We start from the raw sequence: 15,444 nt of genomic DNA, 5'->3' as shown, positions 1-15,444 counted from the left end.
TGTTTCGAGGACCTAGGCCGGGTTGGTTTTCTCGACCATTTCGGACAGCTGGAAGCCAATGCGACGCGCTGCGCGCTCCTCGGGCTTCTTGCGGACGTCCAGCAGGACGTTGATCTGGGCGTAGTGCTGGATCAGCCGGACCGGCTTGCCGTCGGCGTTCTTGCCCAGGAACATGATGAAGTCGGGGCCCCAGAACCCCACGTCCTCGATCGACATCGTCCCGTCGCCGGGCAGGCCGACGATGCGAGCGCCCACCTCCTCGTCCTTGTCGAGGCCCTTCTCAAAGTCCTCGATCAGCTTGGACAGGCGCACGAAGGCCCATTCTGCGGGGTTTTCGCGCATGCGCACGCCGTCGGTCAGCGCCGCCTGCTGTTCGGGCGTTGCCGTGGGCAGGACGGGCTCGGGACAGGGCTTGTCGCCGCAGTCGGACTGGAACAGCGAGGCGGGAGCGACGACGGGGGCGTCAGGCGCGGGATCGGCGGAGGCAGGCTTGGGATCGGATTTGCTCATGGTCCGACCCTAACGCACCAGATCGGATTCAGAACAGTCCGTGGCCCTTGGGCAGTTCGGCGTAGCGGTGCACGCGGGTCGCCAGCACGAGGCCGAAGCCGAACATGACGGTCATCATGGACGAGCCGCCATAGGACAACAGCGGCATGGGCACCCCGACCACCGGCGCCATGCCCATGACCATCGCGCCGTTGATGAGCACGAACAGGGCGAAGAAGGACGTCATCCCGGCCGCGGCGATCCGGCCGAAATGGCTGTGGGCCAGCGAGGCGATGCGCAGGGCGATCAGGATGATGGCCACATAGCAGGCCAGTACGGTGAAGGAGCCGACGAAGCCGAACTCCTCGGCCACCGTCGAGAAGATGAAGTCCGTGTGCCGTTCGGGCAGGAATTCCAGCTGGCTCTGGCTGCCGAGACCGTAACCCTTGCCCAGCAGGCCGCCCGAGCCCAGCGCGATCTTGGACTGGATGATGTTGTATCCCGTGCCCGACGGATCGGACTCCGGGCTCAGGAAGGTCAGCACGCGGTTGCGCTGATAGTCGTGCATCCCGAACATGACGAAGGGCGGAATGATCGCGACGGCCGCGGCGGCGGCTGCGGCGATGACGCGCCAGCTCAGCCCGGCCACGAACATGACCACCGCGCCCGTCAGGCCGATGACCATGGCCGACCCGAGGTCCGGTTGTTTGGCCACAAGAATGAAGGGAACCCCGATCATGCCGGCGGGGATGAGCAGCTTCCACGACCAGCGCGCCTCCTGCGCCGTGTGGTTGTGGTACCAGCGGGCCAGCGCCAGAACGAGGCCCAGCTTCATGAACTCGGCCGGCTGGATGCGCATGAAGCCGAGGTTCAGCCAGTTCTTCGCGCCCCCGGCGGTGTAGCCGAGCGGCGTGAACTCGATCATCAGAACCAGCAGAAGCACAACGCCGTAGAGCGGATAGGCCATGCGGAACCACCACTTCGGATGGAGCATGGCCAGACCCAGCATGACCACCAGCATGGCGCCGAAACGGATCACATGCTTGATCGCCCAAGGCTGCCAGTGACCGCCCGCGATGGAATAGAGCATGGCGGCGCCGACCATGGCCACGAGGCTGATGAGGCCGATCAGACGCCAGTCCAGCTCGCTGATCTTGGTCGAGATGCGATCGCGTTCGCCGGGACGGGTCAGGGCGGAGGCGGTCATCGCGGGGCCTCGGGCAGATAGGGACGCGGGCCGGTCGCGGAGGTCGCCGGAGCGGCGGGTGTCGCGGACGGGGCCGGGGTGTGGGCCACCGGATCCTCGGGCGCCGCGCCGGCCACTTCATCCGTTGCGGGCTCGGGCGCGAGAGCCTCGGGCGGGGGCGGCCGCTGGATGCGCTCCAGCATCTCGGGATCCTTGAGGAGGGTCGTGCGCATGATTTCGCGGGCGCGCGGCGCGCCGGCCGTCGCGCCGCCCTTGCCGCCGTGTTCGATGATGACCGCCACGGCATATCGGGGCGCGTCGACCGGGGCGAAGGCGACGAACAGGTTGTGGTCCTTCAGCGCCCAGATGTTCGACTTGCGCGGACCCGAACCATAGCTGCGGACCTGCGCCGTGCCGGTCTTGCCGGCCATCTGGATATCGCCCAGCCCCAGCTGGGACTGACGATAGGCGGTGCCGGACCGGTCGTTGGCCACTGCGACCATGCCCTGACGCACGATCTCGACATGTTCAGGCGGGAACGGCAGGTCCGGCACCGCGGCGCCCGACGGTTGTTCCACCCCGCCAACCGATTTGATCAGGCGCGGGTTGATGGCCTTCTTCGCATTGGCGATGCGTGCGGTCATCACGGCCAGTTGCAGGGCGGTGACGTTCACATCGCCCTGGCCGATGGCGACGGACAGGGTCTCGCCCGGAAACCAGACGCGCGACTCCGGGTTGGGATTACGGCGGTTGTAGTTGGCCTTCCACGCCTTGCTGGGCACCGAACCCGCCTTCTGGTTGCCGACCCCGATGTCGTAGGTCTGCATGAAGCCGATCTTCTTCGCCGTCTCCTGGATCAGGTCGACGCCGGCGCGGTTGCACATGTGGTAGAAATAGACGTCGCAGGAGTTCTTGATGGCGTCGTGCATGTTCTGCGCGCCATGGCCGCGCGGCTCCCAGCAGCGGAAGGTGCGGTTCCCGTAGCGATAGCCGCCCGTGCAGGTCACCCGCTCGTCCGGGTCGACACCGGCCTCGAGGATGGCCAAGGCCGTGGTCATCTTGAACGTCGAGCCGGGGTGGAAGACGCCGTTCAGCGTCTTGTCCAGCAGGGGCTTGCGCTCGTAGTCGGACAGGGCGCGGTAGATGCTCGACGGCACGCCGCCTACGAACAGATTGGCGTCGAACGACGGCGCCGAGACCATGCACAGGATGTCGCCGTTGCGGACGTCCATGACCACGCAGCCGCCGGACTCCTCGCCCATCACTTCCAGCGCGCGGTTCTGCACGTCTGCGTCGAGCGTCAGCATGACGTCCTTGCCTGGCACGGCGGGACGCGAGCCACCGACATCCTCGGCCACCACCCTGCCCCGCGCGTCGACCTCGACCCGGTTGCCGCCGGCCTCGCCGCGCAGGTCCGCGTCGAAGGACTTCTCCACGCCCTGACGGCCGATGCGGAAGCCGGGGTTGTAGAGGATCTCGGGGACCTTCTCGCCCTTGTCCTCGATCGCCTTGATGTCGCGGTCGTTGGGCTTGGCCACATAGCCGATGACGTGGGCGAAGGCCCCGCCGAACGGATAGTACCGGGCCTCGTTCATGTCGGCCATGACGCCCGGAAGCTCGTTGGCGTACAGATTGACCTTGGCGAATTCCTCCCAGCTCAGATCGCTCTTGACCGGGACGGGCGAAAAACGGGGCGCGGCGTTGACCTCGCGGATGATCGAACGGCGCCGGTCCATGGTGTCGGGCAGCAGGCGGCCCAGCAGGTCCAGCGTCTGGTCAAGATCCTTGGTCTCGTCGCGCACGACCAGCACCCGGAAGCTGGGACGGTTGCCGGCGATGACGACGCCGTTGCGATCCAGAATCCGGCCGCGCGGCGGCGGCACGAGGCGGAAGTTGAACTGGTTGTTCGCCGCCTGCGTCGCGTATTCGCCCGCCTGGATGACCTGCAGCTGGGCCAGCCGGCCGGTCAGGGCGATACCGGCGATGGCCGTCAGCCCGCCGAAGACGAAGGTGCGGCGCAGGAAGGATCCCTGCCGCTCGTTGACGTCGGAAAAGAAGATAGAGGGTTCCGAGCTCATCGGAACCTCACGTCGCCGTCCTCGAACCGCTCGATCATCTGGTTGGCGAACGGGAAGAGCAGCAGGGTCGGGACCACCTGGCCGATCAGCGCCAGCAGGCTGGCGGCGTTGTGGTCGATGAAGATGCGCACGAGGTAGACCAGCAGGAAGGCCAGACCACAGCAGGCGGCGAACCAGACGAACAGGACGGCGGTGTCCTGGCCGATCAGGAAGCTGCGCGAGGCCAGGACGATCGCATAGATGGCCAGAAGCGACAGGGCCCAGAGGCCGAGCGGGCCGTAGGTGAAGATGTCCAGCCCCAGCCCCAGCAGGGTCAGGACCAGCGGCGCCACGATGGACGGCCGGATCAACGGCCATGCAAAGGCCAGCACCATGGGAATGACCGGCTCGGGCAGGCTCAGGCCGAAGACCTTGACCGGGGTGGCCAGAACGATGGTGGCCGCGACCGTGATCAGGGCCGGATAGACGATCCACTGCATCGGCCCGACCACGCGGACCGCGACGGGGCGTCTCATTCGGTCCCCCCGGCGGGAGGCGGGGTTTCAGCGGCCGGCGGCGCGGCGGCGGGCGCTGCCTGCGTCGGAGCGGGGCGCGGTCGGGCGGCCTCCACGGCGTCGGCGCGGGCCGCAGCGGCGTTGGACTCGGTCGTGCGGGCGCGGGCCGCGTCGCGTCGGGCAGCGGAATCGGTGATGGCGCCGGTCTGGGCCGCCGTGGCTTCAGTCAGGGTGCCCAGGGCGGCCAGCGGTGGCGCGTTGAGGTCGTCCGAGCCGATCAGCTGGCCGAAGTCCTCGAACAGCATGACGCGGACATAGTCGATGGCGCCCCGGTCGCTGAACAGCTTGACCCGCCAGGATCCGTCGATCCCCTTGGCGGCGACGCCGATGGGCACGCCCCGCGGGAAGCCGCCGCCGTCGCCCGAGGACAGGATGCGGTCGCCGGCCTGAACGGCCCCGACGCCGCGAATGAACTCCAGCCGCGGGTTATCGCTGCCGTCGCCGGTCAACAGGGCGCGCGCGTCCGTTCGGTCGACCAGCACGGGGGTCCGGCTGGCGACGTCGGTCAGCAGCACCATCCGGCTGACGTTCGACGAGGTTCCGACGATACGGCCGACCAGACCGTGCTCGTTGATCACGGGGTTGCCGACCTTGACGCCCTTGGACGCGCCCGCGTCGAGCAGTCGGGCGCGCGAGAACGGGCCGCGGGTATCGGAAATGGAGCGGGCCGTCTGCATGGCCACGGGCGGCTCGGGCCGGATGCCCAGCATGGCCTCGTAGCGGGCGTTGACGTTCTTCAGGGCGATGGCCTGGTCGCGCCAGGGCGCCAGTTCGGCCAGCTCGCGCTTCAGCCGGCGGTTTTCCGAGACGGCGAAGAAATAGCCGCCGACATAGTCGGTCGCGGCGCCGAACCAGCGGACCGGCGCGGCGAAGACCCCCCCGACCGGACCGGCGACCGACTCGACCCCGGCGCGCACCGGTTGATAGGGCGACGTCTGGGCCCGGGCGTCGCTGATCAGCAGCAGGACGCAGCCGATCGCGGCCAGCACGACAGCCACGGCCGCGGTCCACACCAGCGGCACCTTGATGTTCTCGAACGGTCCGTCGCGAAACGCCACGGCGCGCCTTCCTGGGAAAGAGGGAATCAGCGGGAACCCCCCCGCCGACGTCAGCAGCCTATCGCAAAATCCGGGTCAGTTGGAAACCGGCCCGGCCCCCTGATGACAGGGATTTGCGGCGGAGTTGGGGATCAAACCCTAGAGGGCCGAATCCAGCACGCCCTTCATCCACCGGGGATGCTCGAGCACGCGGCCGCAACCGATGGCGACGCAGGACAGCGGATCGTCGGCGACCGAGACCGGCAGACCCGTGTGGTCGCGGATTTCGGCGTCCAGACCGCGCAGCAGCGCGCCGCCGCCGGTCAGCATGATGCCCTTGTCGGCGATGTCGGCGGCCAGTTCCGGCGGGGTGGCTTCCAGGGCGACCTTCACCGCCTCGACGATCTGGGTCACCGGCTCGGCGAGGGCTTCAGCGGCCTGACGCTCCGAGATGCGAACCTCGCGGGGCACGCCCTGCATCAGGTCGCGGCCCTTGACGTCGATCGACAGGCCTTCGCCGTCGGCCGGGATGCGGGCGGTGCCGATGTCCTTCTTCGCCTCGTCCATCTTGTCGCCGCCAACGCGGACCGAGCGCGAATAGACGATGCCCGACAGCGACAGCACGGCCACCTCGGTGGTGCCGCCGCCGATGTCGACGACCATGGAGCCGGTCGGCTCGTGGATCGGCAGGCCGGCGCCGATCGCGGCGGCCATCGGCTCGTCGATCAGGCCCACGCGGCGGGCCGAGGCGTTGAGGCAGGARTCGTTGATGGCGCGGCGTTCGACGGCGGTGGCGCCCGACGGCACGCAGACGATGACCTTGGGATTCACGAAGCCCTTGCGGTTATGAACCTTGCGAATGAAGTGCTTGATCATCTCCTCGGCGACTTCGAAGTCGGCGATGACCCCGTCGCGCATGGGACGGATGGCTTCCATGTGGCCCGGGGTGCGGCCGAGCATCTGCTTGGCCTCGATGCCCACGGCGTGGACGATCTTGCGACCGCCGACGTTGCGCAGGGCGACGACCGAGGGCTCGTTCAGGACGATGCCCTTGCCCTTCATGTAGATCAGGGTGTTGGCGGTGCCGAGGTCGATGGCGATGTCGTTGGAGATCGCGCCGAAAATGCTGGAGAACATGGGTCCGGGATACCGTTCGTTCGGGCCTTGCGGCGACGCCCCGGCGACGCGCATCCCCACGCACCGCTTCCTGATCGTTATCGCCTGACCGACCTTACGGCTCGTTTGGCAGTGTGTGACGGTGATTACAAGCCCTTCCAAGCGTTGCTGGCGAAGCCGTGACCGGACTCACGCCGCGTCATGGACACGTCCGCCAAAACGGGCCTCCGCTTCGGCGGCCGGATACAGACTGTCTTCCTCCATCGCGACCCGCACGGACAGGACAGCGAGTATCCCCGCGGTCGCGCTGGCGAAGCGCGGGGGATCGGCAAGGATGGCCGTTGCGGTCCAGTGATCGCGAAAACGCACCCAGATTTCGAGGAGCTTTCCCACGCTGTCAGAAGCCTCGGCGCCGAGGGTTCTGAGGCGTTCGTCAGACGCGTTCATCAGAAGGGGATAGAGTTCCGCGTCCTCGCTGGTCAGGTGGGGAACCAGCAACAGGTCGACATCCGCAACGAGACGGCGGGCCTCATGGGCGTCGTCCCGCGTCCTTATACGTCCGCACAGCCCCCCCAGGACCGAAAACCTGTCGATTATAACGGGGTGCTCGCACCTCAACGCCCGGATGTCCAATACGCGACCTTACAACTACAAAACGCACTCTCGCGCCGGAAGTATGAAGGCTGCTTTAAGGTAAGTTTCCGGAGGTGGCGCTGCTGCTGATCAGTCGTCCGCCCCGGACGCGGCCTCGCGACGTTTGACCAGTTCGCGGACGCCCAGCATCAGACCCAGCCACACGACGGCGACGCCGGCGAGGATCAGCGAGGTCCAGACGCCGTCGCCGCTGACCGCGGAAACCACCGCCCCGCCGAAGAAGGACACCAGCGCCGTCTTGGGCAGCACGCCCAGGGCGCACCCCGCCAGAAAGCGCCAGAACGACGCGCGAGTCGCGCCGAACGCCATGTTGACGACGATGAACGGCGCCGATGGCACGTTGCGGATCATGAAGCTGGCGTAGAAGGCGTTCTTTCCGATGAATCCCTTGAGCCGGCCCATGGTCCGGCCCCCGAACCGGTCGACGAGCCGCGCCGTCGGCCCGCGCCCCAGCCAGTAGGTGAAGCCGGCGGAAATGATGGTCGCGGCCCAGCTGTAGAAAAAGCCCAGCGACGGCCCGAAGGCGACGACGCAGGCGGCGATCAGGATGAACTGGGGCGCGCCGATGAAGGCGGCGGCGATGAACAGGATCACCGTGGCCGCGAAGGCCCACGGGCTGCCGGAATAGCCCTGCAGCCAGTGTTCGAGATTCTCCTCGGCCGCCAGCCCCAGCTGGCTCTTGCCGATCGCCAGCAGGCCCACGGTCGCGCCCAGCAGCAGCGCCGTCGCCAGCACGGCCCGCCAGCGGCGGGCTTCCATGTTGAGAATGAAATCGAGGAGGCGACGCATGGCGTGGGTTACCACTCCCCGTGCGTGCAGACCAAGCTTGCCTGGCAGCCTAACGCAGCTGACTGTCCTTGCTGCCCCTGCGGTTGATCCCGGCGAGAACGATGCGGCTGTCCCGTCCGGACTGGCAATGCACGCAGGTGCGGCCCCCCGGAAGAGCGCGGCGGCGGGCCATGGGAATTTCCTCGCCGCATTCCACACAGTCCGGCGTGCCCTCTCCAGCGGGCATGCGGGCGCGCGCCGTCAGTACGCCGTCGGTGACAGTGTCCTCGATCTGATCCAGAACCGCCCCGTCGCGTGTCCAGCCGCCAGCCATTTGATCTCCAATTTTCCCAAGTTGTCAGTGCCTTAAATGGGAACGAGAGACCCATGTTCCAAGTCCTTGCCCCATGACGTTTGATCCCCCTTTCGCATCTGCGTAAGGATTGCGCGCCGTTCGCCGGGAGTCGCCATGTCCAGCCTTCAGTCCGCCGCCCTGTCCCGTGTGAAGCCCTCGGCCACCCTGGCGGTGACCGCCCGGGCCCGCGAGCTGAAGCGCGAGGGCCGCGACGTGATCGGACTGGGGGCCGGCGAGCCGGACTTCGACACGCCCGAGAACATCAAGGAGGCCGCCATCGCGGCCATCCGCCGGGGCGAGACCAAATACACCGACGTCGACGGCCTGCCCGAACTGAAGGCGGCGGTGGCGGCCAAGTTCGCGCGCGAGAACGGGCTGAAATACGAGACCAGCCAGATTCACGTCGCCCCCGGCGGCAAGACGGTGATATACAACGCCCTGGTCGCGACCCTGTCGCCCGGCGACGAGGTGATCGTGCCGGCGCCCTACTGGGTAAGCTATCCCGACATGGTTCTGCTGGCCGGCGGCGAACCCGTGACGGTGATCGGGCATGAGGCCGACGGCTTCAAGCTGAAGCCTGAGGCGCTGGAGGCGGCGATCACGCCGAAGACGCGCTGGCTGATCCTGAACAGCCCGTCCAACCCTACCGGCGCGGCCTATACCGGGGCCGAGCTGGAGGCGCTGGCCGCCGTTCTGCGCCGCCATCCGCAGGTCTGGGTCATGACCGACGACATGTACGAGCACCTGATCTACGGCGACTTCGACTACAAGACGATCGCCCAGGTCGCGCCCGACCTCTACGACCGGACGCTGACGGTGAACGGCGTGTCCAAGGCCTACGCCATGACGGGCTGGCGCATCGGCTATGCGGGCGGGCCGAAGCCGCTGATCGACCTGATGCGCAAGGTGGCGGGGCAGACGACCTCCAACCCCTCCTCGGTCAGCCAGTGGGCGGCGGTCGAGGCGCTGAACGGGCCGCAGGACTTCATCGCCGAACGCGCGACCCATTTCGAGGCCCGCCGCGATCTGGTCGTGTCGATGCTGAATCAGGCGACGGGGATCCGCTGCGCCACGCCCGAAGGCGCCTTCTATGTCTATCCGTCGATCGAGGGGCTGATCGGCAAGGCGACCGAAGACGGGACCGTGATCGACAGCGACGATACGTTCGCCACCGCCCTGCTGGACGCCGAGGGGGTGGCCGTGGTGCAGGGATCGGCCTTCGGCCTGAGCCCCTATTTCCGCATCAGCTATGCGACCTCGGAAACGGTGCTGGAAGAGGCGTGCCGCCGTATCCAGCGGTTCTGCGCCTCGCTGCGCTAGGCGGCGCGGCTGACGGCGAAGTCGGCCAGCTGCTCGAGGGCATCGACCCAGTCGCTCGGCGGCAAGCCAGCCAGAGACGCCTTGGCGGCGTCGGCGTACTCATAGGCTGTCGCCAGCGTCGCCCCGACCGCGCCCGAACCGATGACCAGCTCGCGCGCCCGGCGGAAGTCGTCCTCGGTGCGCTGGCCCTTGTTGATGGTGCGGTCCCAGAAGGCGTCCTCGCGACCGCGCGTGCGGGCGGCGGCCAACAGCAGCGGCATGGTGACCTTGCCCTCGCGGAAGTCGTCGCCGGCGTTCTTGCCCAGATCTTCCGACAGGCCGCCGTAGTCGAGGGCGTCGTCGGCCAGCTGGAAGGCCAGGCCCAGGTTCAGGCCGTAGGCGCGCAGGGCCTCAACGGCCTTCTCATCCGCCCCTGCGCCGACCGCGCCGGATTCAGCGGCGGCGGCGAACAGTTCGGCGGTCTTGGCCGAGATGATCCGCAGATAGGTTTCCTGATCCAGATTCAGGTCGTGCGCACGGGTCAGTTGCAGCACCTCGCCCTCGGCGATGACGCTGGAGGCGGTGGCGAGGATGCCCAGAGCGCGCATCTGGCCCGTCTCGACCATCAGTTCGAAGGCGCGGGCGAACAGGAAGTCGCCGACCAGCACGCTGGAGGGCGCCCCCCAGATCAGGTGCGCCGCCGTCTTGCCGCGGCGCAGGTCGGAGCCGTCGACGATGTCGTCGTGCAGCAGGGTGGCGGTGTGGATGAACTCGACGGCGGCGGCCAGCTTGACCGCGGCGGCGATGTCGCCCGTGGCGCCCGAGGCGCGCGCGGCGGCGAGGGTCAGCAGCGGCCGCAGGCGTTTGCCCCCGGCGCTGACCAGATGGTCGGCCAGCAGCGGTATCACCGGCACCTGGGACTGCATCCGCGCGATGATCAGGGCGTCGACGGCCGCCATGTCGCCTTTCGCCAGCCGAACCAGCGGTTCGACGTCACCCTTCGAGCGGGGATCGGCGGCGACGACAGCGTCCAACGGAAAACTCACTCGGCGCGGCGCGGGGGGAGGATCGCACCGGAAAATCCAGCCGCCGCCTTGCGGGGCGGCGATGCGGCGCACAATGGTGATCGGGCCATGAAGGGTCAAGCCGCGTGACCGCCGCACCATCTCAATCTGACGGCTTCCAGACCGTCGAAAACGCCTTGCTGGGGGGACGGGTCCGCCTGCGCCAGCCGGCAAAGGGCTATCGCGCAGGCATGGACGCAGCCCTGCTGGCGGCCGCCGTGGAGGCCGCGCCGGGGCAGCGGGTGCTGGAGGCGGGCTGCGGCGCGGGGGCGGTGCTGATGCAGATCGCCGCGCGGCGTGCCGACGCGGTCCTGACGGGGCTGGAGCGTGATCCGGCCATGGCGGCGCTGGCCCGCGAGAATGCCGCGCTGAACGGCGCAAACGCGACGATCGTCGAGGGCGACGTCGCGGCCGGCTTTCGGGCGATGGAGTTGGAGCCGTTCGACTGGGCCGTCAGCAATCCGCCCTTCTTCGACGATCCGGGCGCGCTGCGGGCGCCCTCCCCCGGCAAGCGCGGGGCGTGGATGGCGGACGACGGGCTGAAGGCGTGGACGGACTTCCTGTTGAAGGGGGTCCGCGAGGACGGGCGGATCGTGATCATCCACCGGGCGGACCGGCTGGCCGATCTGCTGGGTCTGCTCGGAGACAAGGCCGGATCCTTCGCGGTACGCGGCATTCATCCGTATGCGGACGAGCCCGCAAAGCGCGTGCTGGTCGCTGCCATAAAGACCGGCAAGGCACCTATGCGTCTGTTGCCGCCTCTGGTGCTGCACGACCGGTCGGGGGCCAAACACACGGCCGAGGCGGAAGCAATCCTGAGGGGCGAGACGGCGCTGGGGTTCTGATCCCTCCGTCCGTGAGTTATGGGACGCCATGCCCCTTCGTCCGCTCTTCGTCACCCAGGTCTATGAGGCCAGTCTGGCTGCCGGCCCCGGATTCGCCGCCTTCAACGCCAGCCTGTCCGACGCCTGTCGCATGCTGGCCGCCGAGGACCAGGCCGGGCGGGCCTGGTGCCGCGAACATAGGTATCGCGGCTACACCTCCTACGGCTCCCTCGCCGACCTGCCGCACCGGATGCCCGAGTTCGCCGAGCTGAAGCGCCATCTCGATCGGCACGCCCTGCTTTATGCGAAGGCGCTGAATTTCGATCTGGCGCGCAAGCCGCGGCTCGACAGCCTGTGGGTCAATATCCTCAAGCCCGGCGGGGGGCACAGCGGCCACATCCACCCGCACGCCTTCCTCAGCGGCACCGTCTATGTCGAGGTCCCCGACGGCGCTTCGGCCCTGAAGCTGGAAGATCCGCGCCTGCCGATGATGATGGCCCGCCCGGGCGTCCACGCCGACGCGCCCGAGGGCGAGAAGCCCTTCGTCTATCTGGCTCCGCAGGCCGGCACGGTCCTGATGTGGGAAAGCTGGCTGCGCCACGAGGTGCCGCCGAACGCGGCCAGGGCCGAGCGCATCTCGATCAGCTTCAACTACGCCTGAGGCCGGTCCGCCCGGTCGATCTTCCGTCGCTGGTTCGTTGATCGCGGTTTCGCCACTGGTACACCGTCAGCGTTCCCGTTCGAGACGCATTGATGATCATCGGTCTGACGCTGTCCGCAGCTATTTTGCTATCACTCCAGACGGGGCCTGCCCGTCCAGTGGCGTACGACGCCGAGCGGCAGGTAGCCCGGGCGATCGAAATTGCCCGGGCCAACTCCTACCGGTCGGCGTTGATCGACTGGCCGGTGCTGGAAGAGCGAGTTCATGCGGCGGCCATGGGCGCCCGCGACGTCGTGGACCTACTCCCGGCCTATGTGACGCTGACCCAGGAACTCGGCGATAATCATTCGTTCGTCCGACCGACGCAGGAAGTGTCCAACGGATGGAGAGACCGCCACGGTGGCCCGCTCGTGGTGCCGCGCACTCAACCCGGATTGCCGCCCATCACCTCGACTTTCCGGGGCCGGTCCGCTGAAAGCTCGGACACCGGCCTTCCTGGCGGCAAGTCCGCGCGGATCATCGTGATCCCGCGGATGTCTGGAGGGGGGCCAGCGGCCGACGCCTACGCAACGCAGACGGTAAGCATGGTGCTCGGTGCTCCCGAACACACGTGCGGCTATGTGCTCGATCTTCGCGGGAATGTCGGAGGAAACATTTGGCCCATGCTGGCGGGATTGTCCCCGCTGCTGGGGGAGGGGCCCGTCGGCGGGACACGCGACTCCTCAGGCAGGAAATTACGGAGCGGACGGGTCGAACGGGGTGTCGCGACGGCGGGGGAAGCGCCGTTGGCGACTGCAAGCGGGTGGCGTCATGAACCCCGCCTCGGCGAGATACCCGTCGCGGTGTTGATCGACGACGGCGTGGCCAGTTCTGGAGAAGGCGTCGCGATCGCGTTCATCGGCCGTCCGGGCGCACGCACCTTTGGACAGAAGACGCGAGGTCTCGCCACCTCGAACAGCGAATTCGCGATGGGAGACGGCGTCACCCTCGGCATCACCACCGCGATGATGATTGACAGGGCGGGCCGCGCCTACCCGGAGGGCATTACGCCGGACGAAGTCATTGCAGCCGACGCCGGGTCCGGTCAGCAAGTCGATCCTGTTGTCGATGCCGCAAAAACCTGGCTCGCTATGCAGCCGACGTGTGCGCCGTTAAGCCTGTGAGTTAGGGCGGTGAAAAGCTTGTTGGCCCATATCGACCGACGCTCGCCAAAATCTTTCGATCGCCATCGCCATGTTCGTCCCCCGCGCCACCGGCGTGCTCCTGTTGCTTTACAGCGGCTTCCACATGGCCATCGGCATGTGGGTGCCCCAGTTCCCGTGGCTGCTGACCGGCGCCCTGCTGGTCATCGGCTCGGTGGCGCTGCTGGCCTGCCAGCCGTGGTCGCGCGTTGTCGTCTATGCGACAGCCCTTGCGGCGGCGGCGGTCGGGCTGATCGGCCAGGTCGACGCGGCGGCCGACGCCCACGCTGACGTTTCCCTGGCGATGGTGATGTGGTGCCTTTGGACCTCGCTCTGGCTGGCTGTGTCCTACCTCGGCTCGCGCTACCTGCCCGACCCCGGGTCCGCCCCGGGCGCCTTCTGGCCGATCCGCCGGGTGTGAGCCCCGACCGCCGAAGCGGCAGTTGCGGCGGCCATGGCCGATCCCCGACCACTGTTTTCAGATCCCCGCCAAGGGCGCGACCATTCCCGCCTCATTTGCCCTCTGTGCAGAGGGCGGCTACATCCCGCGCCAACCTCCCCTACACCCCGAACGACAGGGCGCACCGCACCTCATGGCGCAGCAATATATTTTCCAGATGCAGGGTCTGACCAAGACCTTCCCCGGCGGCAAGAAGATCTTCGAGAACATCTGGCTACAACGACGCCAAGATCGGCGTCGTTGGCGTCAACGGCTCGGGCAAGTCCACCCTGCTGAAAATCATGGCCGGGCTGGACAGCGAGTTCAACGGCGAGGCCAAGGCCGCAGAAGGGATCAAGCGCGGCTATCTGGAGCAGGAGCCCCAGCTCGACGACAGTCTGAACGTCCGCGAGAACGTCGAGGCCTGGTGCGAGGAAAAGCAGTGGGTTTCCCGCTTCAACGCCATCGCCATGGAAATGGCCGAGGAATACACCGACGAGCTGATGGCCGAGATGACGGCCCTGCAGGAAAAGATCGACGCCGGCGACGGTCGGGCGGTGAGAAGCGCCGCGTGGCGCTTGCCCGCCTGCTGCTGTCCAAGCCGGACATGCTGCTGCTCGACGAACCGACCAACCACCTGGACGCCGAGTCGGTGGCCTGGCTGCAGCACCACCTCGAGAACTTCCCCGGCTGCGTCATCCTGGTGACCCACGACCGCTACTTCCTGGATCTGGTGACCAAGTGGACGCTGGAGCTGGACCGCGGCAAGGGCCACCCGCACGAGGGCAACTACTCCTCGTGGCTGGAAGCCAAGACCAAGCGCGTCGTGCAGGAGCAGTCGGAATCCGAAGCCCGCCAGCGCGCCCTCACCCGTGAACTGGAATGGGTCCGTTCAGGCGCCAAGGCCCGTCAGGCCAAGTCCAAGGCCCGTCTGGCCGCCTATGAGCGGATGGTGGACGAGCAGGAGAGCATGCGCGGCGCCCAGACCCACGCCGTCATCCAGATCCCGCCCGGCCCGCGCCTCGGCAACGTCGTGCTGGAGGCCGAGGGTCTCGAGAAGGCCTATGGCGACAAGCTGCTGTTCAAGGACCTGACTTTCAAACTGCCGCCCAACGGCATCGTCGGCGTCATCGGGCCCAACGGCGCCGGCAAGTCGACCCTGTTCCGCCTGATCACCGGCCAGGAACAGCCCGACGCCGGCACGATCCGCGTCGGCGAGACGGTCAAGCTGGCCTATGTCGACCAGAGCCGCGACGACCTGAAGCCGGAAGAGACCATCTGGCAGGCCATCTCGGGCGGCACCGACGTGATGATGGTCGGCAAGCGCGAGATCAACACCCGCGCCTATGTCGGCTCGTTCAACTTCAAGGGCGGCGACCAGCAGAAGAAGGTCGGCCAGCTGTCGGGCGGTGAGCGCAACCGCGTCCACCTCGCGAAAACCCTCGCCACCGGCGGCAACCTGCTGCTGCTCGACGAACCGACCAACGATCTGGACATCGAGACGCTGCAGAACCTCGAAGAGGCGCTGGAAGGCTTCGCCGGCTGCGCCGTGGTCATCTCCCACGACCGCTGGTTCCTGGACCGTCTGGCCACCCACATCCTGGCGTTTGAGGGCGACAGCCACGTGGAATGGTTCGAAGGAAACTTCGAAGCCTATGAGGAAGACAAGAAGCGTCGCCTCGGCGTCGAGAGCCTGATCCCGCACCGGATCAAGTTCCAGAAGTTCGGGCGCTAGACCC

The 15,444-nt window shown here is 67.6% G+C and carries 15 protein-coding genes and 1 pseudogene; 6 read left to right on the top strand and 10 right to left on the bottom strand.

Features of this window, described 5'->3' with window-relative positions; translation table 11 throughout:
- Positions 1-12: 12 nt before the first annotated feature.
- The 9 genes from ASD25_RS00200 to ASD25_RS00160 all read right to left on the bottom strand — a co-directional run bounded on the left by ASD25_RS00200 (position 13) and on the right by ASD25_RS00160 (position 8,216).
- Entirely contained in the window at positions 13-510 is a 498-nt protein-coding gene (locus ASD25_RS00200; protein WP_056613776.1) for a DUF6173 family protein, read from the bottom strand.
- A 28-nt stretch (positions 511-538) separates the two neighbouring features.
- Positions 539-1,696: a rod shape-determining protein RodA gene (rodA, locus tag ASD25_RS00195; protein ID WP_056613773.1), complete on the bottom strand. Its 1,158-nt coding sequence runs from the start codon at positions 1,694-1,696 to the stop codon at positions 539-541.
- On the bottom strand, positions 1,693-3,753 hold the full coding sequence (mrdA, locus tag ASD25_RS00190) for a penicillin-binding protein 2 (RefSeq protein WP_056613770.1): 2,061 nt from the start codon (positions 3,751-3,753) through the stop codon (positions 1,693-1,695). Before mrdA ends, rodA begins: the two co-directional genes overlap by 4 nt.
- Positions 3,750-4,268: a hypothetical protein gene (locus ASD25_RS00185; protein ID WP_200943479.1), complete on the bottom strand. Its 519-nt coding sequence runs from the start codon at positions 4,266-4,268 to the stop codon at positions 3,750-3,752. The genes mrdA and ASD25_RS00185 overlap by 4 nt, the downstream gene beginning before the upstream one ends.
- Complete coding sequence (mreC, locus tag ASD25_RS00180) at positions 4,265-5,365, bottom strand: rod shape-determining protein MreC (protein ID WP_056613767.1); 1,101 nt, start codon at positions 5,363-5,365, stop codon at positions 4,265-4,267. The genes ASD25_RS00185 and mreC overlap by 4 nt, the downstream gene beginning before the upstream one ends.
- Before the next feature lie 138 nt (positions 5,366-5,503).
- The gene (locus tag ASD25_RS00175) at positions 5,504-6,481 is read right to left on the bottom strand and encodes a rod shape-determining protein (RefSeq protein WP_056614762.1); all 978 of its coding nucleotides are present in this window, start codon (positions 6,479-6,481) and stop codon (positions 5,504-5,506) included.
- A 168-nt stretch (positions 6,482-6,649) separates the two neighbouring features.
- Positions 6,650-7,093, bottom strand: coding sequence for a hemerythrin domain-containing protein (locus ASD25_RS00170; RefSeq protein WP_056613764.1), 444 nt, complete (start codon positions 7,091-7,093; stop codon positions 6,650-6,652).
- 90 nt (positions 7,094-7,183) lie between these two features.
- Positions 7,184-7,903: a TVP38/TMEM64 family protein gene (locus ASD25_RS00165; protein ID WP_056613762.1), complete on the bottom strand. Its 720-nt coding sequence runs from the start codon at positions 7,901-7,903 to the stop codon at positions 7,184-7,186.
- A gap of 49 nt (positions 7,904-7,952) precedes the next feature.
- Positions 7,953-8,216: a DksA/TraR family C4-type zinc finger protein gene (locus ASD25_RS00160; RefSeq protein WP_056613760.1), complete on the bottom strand. Its 264-nt coding sequence runs from the start codon at positions 8,214-8,216 to the stop codon at positions 7,953-7,955.
- Positions 8,217-8,351: 135 nt separating this feature from the next.
- Here ASD25_RS00160 and ASD25_RS00155 point away from each other — a divergent pair, with 135 nt between their 5' ends.
- Positions 8,352-9,557, top strand: a complete 1,206-nt coding sequence (locus ASD25_RS00155) for a pyridoxal phosphate-dependent aminotransferase (RefSeq protein ID WP_056613757.1) — start codon at positions 8,352-8,354, stop codon at positions 9,555-9,557.
- Here the strand turns inward: ASD25_RS00155 and ASD25_RS00150 are convergent.
- Complete coding sequence (locus tag ASD25_RS00150) at positions 9,554-10,570, bottom strand: polyprenyl synthetase family protein (RefSeq protein ID WP_235562509.1); 1,017 nt, start codon at positions 10,568-10,570, stop codon at positions 9,554-9,556. The genes ASD25_RS00155 and ASD25_RS00150 overlap by 4 nt on opposite strands.
- A 116-nt stretch (positions 10,571-10,686) precedes the next feature.
- Here ASD25_RS00150 and ASD25_RS00145 point away from each other — a divergent pair, with 116 nt between their 5' ends.
- From ASD25_RS00145 to ettA, 5 genes and pseudogenes are all read left to right on the top strand, one after another.
- A complete protein-coding gene (locus tag ASD25_RS00145) occupies positions 10,687-11,445 on the top strand; it encodes a tRNA1(Val) (adenine(37)-N6)-methyltransferase (RefSeq protein WP_056613755.1) in 759 nt (252 codons plus the stop codon).
- A gap of 28 nt (positions 11,446-11,473) precedes the next feature.
- On the top strand, positions 11,474-12,085 hold the full coding sequence (locus ASD25_RS00140) for a TIGR02466 family protein (protein ID WP_056613752.1): 612 nt from the start codon (positions 11,474-11,476) through the stop codon (positions 12,083-12,085).
- Between the two features lie 92 nt (positions 12,086-12,177).
- Entirely contained in the window at positions 12,178-13,248 is a 1,071-nt protein-coding gene (locus ASD25_RS00135) for a S41 family peptidase (protein ID WP_056613750.1), read from the top strand.
- A gap of 70 nt (positions 13,249-13,318) precedes the next feature.
- On the top strand, positions 13,319-13,687 hold the full coding sequence (locus ASD25_RS00130) for a hypothetical protein (RefSeq protein ID WP_056613747.1): 369 nt from the start codon (positions 13,319-13,321) through the stop codon (positions 13,685-13,687).
- 172 nt (positions 13,688-13,859) lie between these two features.
- A pseudogene (gene ettA / locus ASD25_RS00125) lies at positions 13,860-15,440 on the top strand (energy-dependent translational throttle protein EttA).
- Positions 15,441-15,444: the final 4 nt, after the last annotated feature.

The organism is Brevundimonas sp. Root1423, assembly GCF_001426805.1.
The sequence above is the reverse complement of the archived record's forward strand: the minus strand, read 5'-3'. Positions and strand labels throughout refer to the sequence as shown.